The sequence below is a fragment of the Massilia agilis genome (genome assembly GCF_024756255.1).
In the GTDB taxonomy this organism is placed as follows: Bacteria; Pseudomonadota; Gammaproteobacteria; order Burkholderiales; family Burkholderiaceae_D; genus Telluria; species Telluria agilis.
In genome coordinates, this window is record NZ_JANUHB010000004.1 from 40,306 (window position 1) to 52,264 (window position 11,959).

1 protein-coding gene is annotated in these 11,959 nt (G+C 67.2%); it reads left to right on the forward strand.

Features of this window, described 5'->3' with window-relative positions; translation table 11 throughout:
• Window positions 1-190 precede the first annotated feature (190 nt).
• Window positions 191-11,953, forward strand: coding sequence for an Ig-like domain-containing protein (locus NX774_RS16760; protein ID WP_258823401.1), 11,763 nt, complete (start codon window positions 191-193; stop codon window positions 11,951-11,953).
• Window positions 11,954-11,959: the final 6 nt, after the last annotated feature.

The following is an 11,959-nucleotide window of genomic DNA, read 5'->3' on the forward strand; positions in this document are numbered from 1 at the left end:
GCCGCCCATTTCCCGACAGCAATGCTGCGGATTTGTTGCCATATAGTTACTTTCGCCAGTATATTCCCGGTTCTGAACAGCCCTTGCTGGGGGCGCGACGTGGCCAAGTCCAGTCCACCGCCGTCCTGGCGTTCGTGACGCACGCCAGTGCGCCGCACGTCGTCGCCCAGCCAAAAAAGAAAGAAGAAGAATGAACCGCAACCCGATCGATGCCGGCACCGGCGCACCCAATGCAGCCGCCGAGGACGACGCGACCCCCGCAAGCCAAACCACGAGCAACCCAGTGCGCAAGGAAGTCGTGTTCATCGACACATCCGTCGCCGGTTTCCTGTCGCTGGAAGCGGCGGTTCGCCCCGGCGTTGAGGTGGTCAGGATTGATGGCGGGCAGGGCGGGCTGGCGCAGCTTGCCAGCTGGGCGCAAACCCACAGCGGCTACGATGCGATTCACATCTTGTCGCATGGTTCGGGAGCGACACTCCACCTGGGCACCGACGAAGTGACTGCGGCGAGCCTGGCCTTGCCCTCGGTGCGCGACCAGTTCGCCACGCTCGGGCGAGCGCTCAATGCCGGCGGCGACCTGCTGCTGTACGGTTGCGATATTGGCGCCGGCACGGCCGGGCAGCAGTTGGCGGCGGACATTGCCGCGGCAGCCCATGCGGATGTGGCCGTCTCCACCGACATCACGGGCGCCGCCAGCAAGGGCGGCAACTGGAACCTTGAATACAGCGCTGGCCAGATCGACAGCGCCAGCATTATCGATGCCAGCCACCAGGATGCCTACGCCGGCGTGCTGACCAGGGCATCCCTGCTGACCACCTTCTCCGACATCACCACCGCCACTACCTACGGCACGCTTTCCGTGGGCGTGAACGGTACGGTAACTGCCACCGATATTGACGCCAGCGGCTGGAACCTGGTTGCGGCCAGTTCCGGCAGCACGATTCCAGTGACCGTCAAAGGTGTCACCACCGGCACCCAGCAGTTCGTTCGCGTCCAGGGCAACAACATCACCTATATCGACTGGAAACTGAACGACAGCACGTACACGTTCGACCTGCAATCGTTCGACCTGGCGCCCACGCCAGGCGCCTGCGTATTCACGATCCAGGCCATCGACGCGTCGAACAACGTGGTTCCTGGCTCAGCATTTATCGTCGCGGCCAATGGCACCAGCTCCGCCGCGCCGACCTTCACGCAAGCTTTGGTTCCGGCCTACCTGACGCTGCTGTACAACGACATCCACGGGTTCCGGATCACGCTGCAGGACAACGCCAGCTATTCGCCGCTGTTCGACAACATCCAGATCAACGACCTCAAGCAGTCCAACAGTCCGCCCATCAACACGGTTGCCCCATCCCTCAGCGGGAGCGCGAAGCTGGGCAACGTGCTCACTGCCAGCACTGGCACCTGGTCCGACCCGGATGGCGACCCGCTGAACTACAGTTACCAGTGGTTCCGTGCCCTCGACAGCAGCGGCACCTCCGCCACGCTCATCACCGGCGCGGCCTCCAGCACCTACGCGCTCGGGGACGCCGATGCGCACAAGTACCTGGCAGTCCAGATAACGGCCAACGACGGCACCGGCAACTCGACCGTGGCCGTTTCCGGATGGACTGCCGTGGCCGACACCGCCCCGGTCAACAGCGTGCAGCCATACGTCACTGGCACCTCCCAGATTGGCAGCACGATCACTGGCAATATCGGCACATGGTCCGATATCGACCATGACAGCATCTTATACACCTTCCAGTGGTTCCGCGCCGACGACAGCAGCGGCACCGGCAGTGCCGCGATCACGGGCGCCAGGATGTACACCTACACGCCCGGCAGCGCGGACGCGCACAAGTACCTGAGCCTGAGGGTGACAGCCGACGACAACCACGGCGGCACGAGCGTCGCCAGCACCGCGTGGACGGTAGTGGGCAACTCCGCACCGGCAAACAGCGTGGCGCCATCGCTCTCGGGCGACACATTGGTCGGGGCGACCCTGACAGGCACCAACGGCACCTGGACTGACGCCGACGGCGATTCGCTGACCGGTTATGCCTACCAGTGGTACCGCGCCAACGACAGCAGCGGCACCGGCGCCACCGCCATCAGCGGCGCGACCAGCGCAAGCTATGTCCTCGACGCGGGTGACGCGCACAAGTACGTGCGGCTGCAGGTGACGGCCAGCGATGGCTATGGCGGCTCCACCCCGGGCTATTCCGGATGGACCGCCGTGACCGATACGCCGCCGGTCTGCACCGCGCGCCCCACGATTACGGGAACGGTGGCCGTCGGCAGCGCGGCGGGCGCTGCCAGCGGCAGCTGGACCGATATCGATGGCGACTCGCTCACTTACAACTACCAGTGGTTCCGTGCCGACGACAGCAACGGCACCAACGCGGCTCTTATCACCGGGGCCAACACCGCCACTTATACCCCGGCCTTGTCGGACAAGGACAAGTACCTCAGCGTCTACGTGGTGGCGAACGACGGCTATGGCAGCCTGACCCAAACCCGCTCGGCGTGGTCGCAGGTGCTGGAAATCCCGACCATCACCAACGTCACCTCGTCCGATGCGGATGTCGCATACAAAGCCGGTTCGACCCTGACGATTTCGGTCACCATGAGCAACGCGGTCACGGTCGATACCAGCGGCGGCACGCCCACCCTTGCGCTGGCGAGCGGCGGCGCGGCCACCTACAGCGGCGGCTCGGGCACTTCAACCCTGACTTTCAGCTATGTGGTCGGCAATGGCGAGAACTCGGCCGACCTGGATTACAGCTCGATGGCAGCACTGTCGCTCAATGGCGCTACGATCAAGAGCACCGCCGTCGGGAACCTGGACGCGAACACGACGCTGCCTGTGCCGGGGACCGCTGGCTCGCTCGGCGCCAACAAGGCTATCGTCATTGACACCACCCCGCCCGCCGCCACCGTTACCAGCGTCGCGTTTTCCGGCGACACCGGCGCCTCGCCCACCGACCTGGTGACGAAGATAGCCTCGCAGACCCTCATGGGCACGCTCTCGGCGCCGCTTGGCACCGGCGAGACGGTCCTGGTCTCGCTCGACAATGGTTCGACTTGGACTGCCGCCAGCGCCAGCGCGGGCACGACCACCTTCATGCTGTCTGGCCAGACGCTGGCCGGCAGCGGCACCCTCAAGGCCAAGCTGGCCGACGCCATCGGCAACGAAGGCAGCGTGTATTCGGCGAGCTATGTCATCGACACGGTCGCACCGGCCATCACGGTTGGCGCCATTGCCCTGTCTTCCGACACCGGCAATTCGTCCACCGACTTCATCACCAAGACTGCCAGCCAGACCATCACCGCAAGCCTGAGCGCGGCACTGGCAGGAACGGATACGCTGTATGGCTCGGTCGATGGCGGCGCCACCTGGACGAATATCACGGCCAAGGTGTCGGGCACGGCGCTCACCTGGAACGGCGTGACGCTTGCCAATGGCACCAACGCAATCAAGTTCAAGGTGACCGACCTGGCGGGCAACGACGGCACCGTGGCAACCCAGTCCTACACGGTGGACGCCAGCGCGCCGACCACGACAATCGCCAGCGCATTCCTCTCCGACGACACCGGTTCATCGCCCACGGACTTCGTTACCAACGACGATTGGCAAACCATCAGCGGCACGCTCAGCGCCAACATCGGTGCCGGCGAAACGGTCTGGGTATCGCTCGACGGTGGCAGTACCTGGTCCGCCGCGAGCGCCAGCGGCAACGCGTGGAGCCAGCTGGCCGGCGTCTTCCTGGCTGGCAGCGGCACGCTCAAGGTCAAGGTCAGCGACGCGGCTGGCAACGACGGCCCCGTGTACACCCAAGCGTATGTGCTCGATACCGTCGCGCCGGCCATTACCTTCAGCAACCTGCAGCTGTCGGGCGACACCGGCCGGTCCGGCACCGACTTCGTCACCAACGTGGCGGCCCAGACCATCACTGCAACGCTCAGCCAGGCACTGGCGGCAGGCGACACCGTGTACGGCTCGCTGAACGGCGGCGCTACCTGGACCAACATTACCGCCAAAATCTCCGGTACCACACTGACATGGAACGGCGTGACGCTGGCCTCCAGCGGCACGCTTAAGCTGAGAGCCGTGGACAGCGCCGGTAACATCGGAACCGTCACGTCGCAAGCCTACGTGCTCGACACGACCGCACCGGCACTCACTTTCGGCAACGTGCACATCTCGGCCGATACCGGCGTGATATCCACCGACTTCATCACCAACACGGCCAGCCAGACGATCACCGGCACGCTGAGCGGCAGCCTGGCGCCTGGTGACACCGTGTACGGATCGACCGACGGCGGCGCCACCTGGACCGACGTCACGGCCAAGGTCTCGGGCACGACGCTCACGTGGGACGGTGCAACGCTCACCGGCAGCAGCATCGCGCTGAAGGTTGTTGACGCGGCCGGCAACGACGGCGCGGTGAGCGCCCAGTCGTACGTGCTAGATACCGCCGCCCCGGCCAATACCGGCGCGAGCGTCAGCTTCTCCAGCGACACCGGCACTTCTGCCACCGACCTCGTGACCCGCACTGCGCCACAGGACATCAGCGGCACCCTCACCGCCGCGCTGGCAAGCGGCGAAGCCGTGTACGTCTCGCTCGACGACGGCGCGACCTGGACCATGGCCAACGCGTCGGTCGGGCAGGCGACGTGGTCGCTGCCGGGGCAGACGCTGGCGGGCAGCAGCACCATCAAGGTCAAGGTGAGCGACACCGCAGGCAATGACGGCGCGATCTATTCGCACACTTATGTGCTCGACGCCGCCGCGCCCGCGACCACGATCGCGAACATCGCGCTGTCTGCGGACAGCGGCACGTCGTCCTCCGACTTCGTCACCAATACCGCCAGCCAGACCATCAGCGCCACGCTGAGCGGCGCGCTGGGCGCGGGGGAAGCGTTGTACGGTTCCCTCGACGGCGGCGCCACCTGGACCGACATCACGGCCAAAGTCTCCGGCACCACCATCGCGTGGGACGGCGTCACGCTCGCCGGCAGCAACACGATCAAGTTCAAGGTGAGCGACCAGGCCGGCAACGATGGCGCCGTCGCCAGCCAGGCGTACACGCTCGATACGATCGCGCCGGCGCTCACATTCAGCGACGTGCACATCTCGGCCGACACCGGCGCGATGTCCACCGACTTCGTCACCAACACGGCCAGCCAAACCATTACCGCCACGCTGAGCGGCGGCCTGGCGGCGGGTGACATCGTGTACGGATCGACCGACGGCGGCGCCACCTGGACCGACATCACGGCCAAGGTCTCGGGCACGACGCTCACGTGGGACGGCGCCACGCTTACCGGCAGCAGCATCAAGCTGAAGGTTGTTGATGCAGCCGGCAACGACGGCGCGGTGAGCGCCCAGTCCTACGTGCTCGACACCACCGCCCCGGCCAAGACTGGCGCGAGCGTCAGCTTCTCCGGCGACACCGGTGTCTCGGCCACCGACCTGGTCACCCACACTACGGCACAGGACATCACAGGCACGCTCACCGCCCCGCTGGCAAGCGGCGAAGCCGTGTATGTCTCGCTCGACGATGGCGCGACCTGGACCATGGCCAACGCGTCGGTCGGGCAGGCGACGTGGTCGCTGCCGGGGCAGACGCTGGCGGGCAGCAGCACCATCAAGGTCAAGGTTGGCGACACCGCGGGCAACGACGGCGCGGTCTATTCGCACACTTATGTGCTCGACACCACCGCGCCCGCGACCACGATCGCGAACATCGCGCTGTCTGCGGACAGCGGCACGTCGTCCTCCGACTTCGTCACCAATACCGCCAGCCAGACCATCAGCGCCACCCTGAGCGGCGCGCTCGGCGCTGGCGAAGCGTTGTACGGTTCGCTCGACGGTGGCGCCACCTGGACCGACATCACGGCCAAGGTCACCGGCACCACCATCGCGTGGGACGGCGTCACGCTCGCCGGCAGCAACACGATCAAGTTCAAGGTGAGCGACCTTGCCGGCAACGATGGCGCCGTCGCCAGCCAGGCGTACACGCTCGACACGACCGCTCCGGCGCTCACCTTCGGCAACGTGCACATCTCGGCCGACACCGGCGTGATGTCCACCGACTTCATAACCAACACGGCCAGCCAGACCATTACCGCCACGCTGAGCGGCGGCCTGGCGGCGGGTGACATCGTGTACGGATCGACCGACGGCGGCGCCACCTGGACCGACATCACGGCCAAGGTCTCGGGCACGACGCTCACGTGGGACGGCGCCACGCTTACCGGCAGCAGCATCAAGCTGAAGGTTGTTGATGCAGCCGGCAACGACGGCGCGGTGAGCGCCCAGTCCTACGTGCTCGACACCACCGCCCCGGCCAAGACTGGCGCGAGCGTCAGCTTCTCCGGCGACACCGGTGTCTCGGCCACCGACCTGGTCACCCACACTACGGCACAGGACATCACAGGCACGCTCACCGCCGCGCTGGCAAGCGGCGAAGCCGTGTATGTCTCCCTCGACGATGGCGCGACCTGGACCATGGCCAACGCGTCGGTCGGGCAGGCGACGTGGTCGCTGCCGGGGCAGACGCTCGCGGGCAGCAGCACCATCAAGGTCAAGGTGAGCGACACCGCAGGCAATGATGGCGCGATCTATTCGCACACCTATGTTCTGGACACCGTGGCACCGACGACCACGGTCGCGAACATCGCCCTGTCCGCGGACAGCGGCACGTCGTCCTCCGACTTTGTCACCAAGACCGCCAGCCAGACCATCAGCGCCACGCTGAGCGGCGCGCTGGGCGCTGGCGAAGCGCTGTACGGTTCGCTCGATGGCGGCGCCACCTGGACCGACATCACGGCCAAGGTCACCGGCACCGCCATCACGTGGGACGGCGTCACGCTCGCCGGCAGCAACACGATCAAGTTCAAGGTGAGCGACCTTGCCGGCAACGATGGCGCCGTCGCCAGCCAGGCGTACACGCTCGACACGACCGCGCCGGCGCTCACTTTCAGCGACGTGCACATCTCGGCGGACACAGGCGCGATGTCCACCGACTTCATTACCAACACGGCCAGCCAGACCATTACCGCCACGCTGAGCGGCGGCCTGGCGGCTGGCGACATCGTGTACGGATCGACCGACGGCGGCGCCACCTGGACCGATGTCACGGCCAAGGTCTCGGGCACGACGCTCACGTGGGATGGCGCAACGCTTACCGGCAGCAGCATCAAGCTGAAGGTCGTTGATGCAGCCGGCAACGACGGCGCGGTGAGCGCCCAGTCCTACGTGCTCGACATCACCGCGCCCACGGCCACGATCGCGAACATCGTCCTGTCCGCGGATACGGGTTCGTCGGCTACCGACTTCTTCACCAATACCGCCAGCCAGACCATCAGCGCTACCCTGAGCGGCGCGCTGGGCGCGGGCGAGGCGCTGTACGGTTCGCTCGACGGTGGCGCCACCTGGACCGACATCACGGCCAAGGTCACCGGCACCACCATCGCGTGGGACGGCGTCACCCTCTCCGGCAACAACACGATCAAGTTCAAGGTGAGCGACCTTGCCGGCAACGATGGCGCCGTCGCCAGCCAGGCGTACACGCTCGACACGACCGCGCCGGCGCTCACTTTCAGCGACGTGCACATCTCGGCCGACACCGGCGCGATGTCCACCGACTTCATCACCAACACGGCCAGCCAGACCATCACCGCAACGTTGAGTGGTGGCCTTGCGCTTGGCGACATCGTGTATGGTTCGACCGACGGCGGCGCCACCTGGACCAACGTGACCTCCAAGGTCTCGGGCACGACGCTCACGTGGGACGGCGCAACGCTTACCGGCAGCAGCATCAAGCTGAAGGTCGTTGATGCAGCCGGCAACGACGGCGCGGTGGCCGCACAGTCGTACGTGCTCGACACCACCGCCCCGGCCAAGACCGGGGCGAGCGTCAGCTTCTCCGGCGACACCGGCACTTCGGCCACCGACCTGGTCACCCACACTACGGCACAGGACATCACCGGCACGCTCACCGCTGTGCTGGCAAGCGGCGAAGCCGTGTATGTCTCGCTCGACGATGGCGCGACCTGGGCCACGGCCAACGCGTCGGTCGGGCAGGCGACATGGTCGCTGCCGGGGCAGACCGTCTCGGGCAGCAGCACCATCAAGGTCAAGGTTGGCGACACCGCCGGCAACGACGGCGCGATCTATTCGCACACTTATGTGCTCGACACCACCGCGCCCGCGACCACGGTCGCGAACATCGCCTTATCCGCGGACAGCGGCGCGTCGTCCTCCGACTTTGTCACCAAGACCGCCAGCCAGACCATCAGCGCCACCCTTAGCGGCGTGCTGGGCGCCGGCGACGCGCTGTACGGTTCGCTCGATGGCGGAGCCACCTGGACCGATATCACGGCCAAGGTCACCGGCACCACCATCGCGTGGGACGGCGTCACGCTCGCCGGCAGCAGCACGATCAAGTTCAAGGTGAGCGACCTGGCCGGCAACGATGGCGCGGCGGCCAGCCAAGCCTACACGGTGGATACCACGGCGCCGGTCCTCAGCTTCAGCGGCCTGCACCTGTCGGTCGACACCGGCAGCTCGGGCGCCGACTTCATCACCAACGCGGCCAGCCAAACCATCAGCGCGACCCTCAGCGCGGCACTGGCGCTTGGGGATATCGTGTACGGCTCGCTCGACGGCGGCGCCACCTGGACCGACATCACGGCGAAGGTCTCCGGCACCACGCTGGCGTGGGACGGCGCGCTGCTGGCCGGCTCCAGCACCATCAAGCTGAAGGTGAGCGACGCGGCCGGCAATGATGGCCCCGCGTACTCGCAAGCCTATGTGCTCGACACGCTCGCCCCGGCCGCGACGGCCACCGTGGCCGCCTTCTCCAACGATACCGGCGCCTCCGGCACGGACTTCGTCACGAAGAGCGCGGCCCAGACGATCAGCGGCACGCTGTCGGCCAGCATCGCAGCCGGCGACACCGTCTACGTGTCGCTCGACGCCGGCGCCAGCTGGACCGCTGCCAGCGCCAGCGGCAGCACCTGGTCGCTGGCTGGCCAGACGCTCACCGCAAGCGGTACGCTGAAGGTCAAGATCACCGACATCGCGGGCAACGACAGCGTCGTGTATTCGCACGCGTACACGCTGGACACGGCGGCTTCAAGCGTCACCTTCTCGAACCTGGCCCTGTCGACGGACAGCGGCGTATCGGCCAGCGACTTCGTCACCAACACCACCACCCAGACCATCAGCGCCACCCTCAGCGCGCCGCTGGAGGCCGGCGACGCGGTGTACGGCTCGCTCGACGGAGGCGCCACCTGGACCGACATCACGGCCAAGGTCACGGGCACCACGCTCGCCTGGGATGGCGCGCTTCTGGCAGGCGCCAGCAGCATCAAGCTGAAAGTGACCGATACCGCGGGCAACGACGGCGCCGTGTCCACGCAGGCGTATGTGCTCGACACAAGCGCGCCGGGCGTGACCGTCAGCAGCGTGGCGTTCTCGAACGACACCGGTGCCTCCGGCACTGACCTGGTGACCAGCGCCGCGGCGCAGGTCATCAGCGGCAACCTCTCGGCCAATCTGGCTGCTGGCGACACTGTGTACGTTTCGTTGGACAACGGCTCGACCTGGGCCGCCGCGACGGCGACCGCTGGCCAGTCCACCTGGACGCTGGCCGGGCAGGTGCTGAGCGGCAGCGGCACCGTCAAGGTGAAAGTCTCCGACGCCGCCGGCAATGACGGCGCGGTCGTCTCGCGCGCCTACGTGCTCGACGCCGCTGCACCGGCGGTCGAGATCGGCGGCCTTGCGCCGTCGTCCGACACCGGCGCCTCCAGCACCGACAAGCTGACCAACCTGGCCACCCCGACCTTCAACGGCACCGCGGAAGCGGGCGCACTGGTCAAGCTGTTCGACACAGACGGCACCACGCTGCTGGGCAGCGCGACCGCGGACGGCGCGGGCAACTGGACGATCACCGCGTCGGCGATGGCGGGCGGCAGCCACGATGTCAGCGCGACCGCGACCGACACCGCAGGTAACACGGGCGCCGCGCCCGCGCGCCTGCACATTGACATCGACTTGACGGCGCCGGCGGCGCAGGCCGCGCCGGTCCTGCTGGCGGCAAGCGACAGCGGCGCCGTGGGCGACGGGCTGACCAACGTGGCCACGCCGACCGTCGCCGGCCACGGCGAGGCGTTCTCACAGGTCAGCCTGTATGACACCGACGGCGCCACGCTGCTGGGCAGCGTGCAGGCGGATGCAACCGGCGCCTGGCAAATCACCGCCAGCGCGCTGGCCGAAGGCAGCCACAACTTGAGCGTCAAGGAAACCGACGCCGCCGGGAACGTCTCCGCGGCCAGCGCGCCGCTGAACCTGGCGATCGACACCACCGCACCGGCCGCGCCAGCCGCGCCCGCGCTGACGGCTGCCTCCGACTCCGATACCCGGGGCGACGGCGTTACCGAATACGTGCCGGCGTTCGAGGGCAGCGCGCTCGCCAATGCCAAGGTTGAGCTGTATGACGGCGCGGCCAGGATTGGCGTCGCCACCGCCGATGCAAGTGGCAAGTGGACGATCGCGCCGGCCAATATGCTGCTCGGTACGCACAGCCTGACCGCGCGCCAGTACGACGCAGCCGGAAACCTGTCCGGCGCCAGCGCAACCTTCACGCTGCACGTCGTGGAGAGATCGGTACAGACGAACCTGGTCGATGGGGTGCAGGTTGCAACCACCCAGGTGACCCTGCCGGGGGGCCAGGCCGGCACGGCCGTCGTTATCCCGATCGTCACGCCGACCCGTGTCGAAAGCACCGGCAGCCCCGGCGTGGCCGACATTCCGCTGGCAAGCAACGCCGGCGGCAGCGTGCTCACCGCGCAGGTGGCACCGGGTTACGGCTTGACGGCCACGGGTACGCCGAGCCAGCCGGCTGCGAACGCCAGTGCCACGCTGATCGCCGCGATCAAGGCCGCCACGCCTGACCACCCGATCGACGACCAGGGCCACCTGACCGGCAACGGCCAGAGCTTCCTGGACAAGCTGCCGGCGGCGCAGCCGCTGCTGGTCGAAACGGTGGTGCCGGTGGTGTCCGGCCCGACGGCTCCGACGGGCAGCCTGAGCCTGAGCGGTTCCACCGGCCCGGACCAGCACGTGGCGCTGGTGATCGACACCAGCAGGCTGCCCAGCGGTTCCACCATCGGGCTGCAGAACGTGGACTTTGCGGCAGTGATCGGCGGCGCCAACGTGGTTTCCGACGGCCGCTCGCAGCTGCTGTCGGGCGATGCGGCAAGCCAGCACTTCACGGTGGCCACCGGCGGTTCCGGCGCGATCTACGCCGGCGGCGGCAACGACGGCTTCACCTGGGGCTTGCCGCCAGCGCAGAACGGCGCGAACGTGCGGGCGGACGTGGCACCTGTGGCTACGCAGACGCTTCTGCACGGCGGCGCCGGCAGCGACACGATCACCTTCAACGGCAACCGCGACAGCTTCAACATCGAGTTCCATAACGGCTACCAGGTGGTCAGCACCAAGGCCCAGCCGTCCGTGAAGGCGCTGGTGGTCAACGTCGAGACCCTGCAGTTCGGCGACAGCGCCGTCGCCGTCCCGACCGGCGACGACCTCACCACCATTGCCGGCCTGTACCAGGGCATCTACGGCCGCCAGGCCGACCTGTACGGCTTCGAGTTCTGGGCCGATGCGCACCAGAAGTACGGCATGAGCTGGGGCAAAATGGCGATGATGATGATCACGCAGGGCGAGTGGAACGCACACCACGAGGCCCTCAACGGCAGCAGCAGCCACGACGTCGAAGTGTTGTACGAAGCGCTGTTCAGCCGCAAGGCCGACGCCGCGGGCCTGGACTTCTGGGTCGGCGTGATGAAACAGCATGGCCTGAGCCTGGAGCAAGTGGCCGACTTCATGGTGCAGGCGCCCGAAATGAACGGGCACCGCGAGATGGTAACGAACTGGGACTTCCTGGTCTGAGGCGTC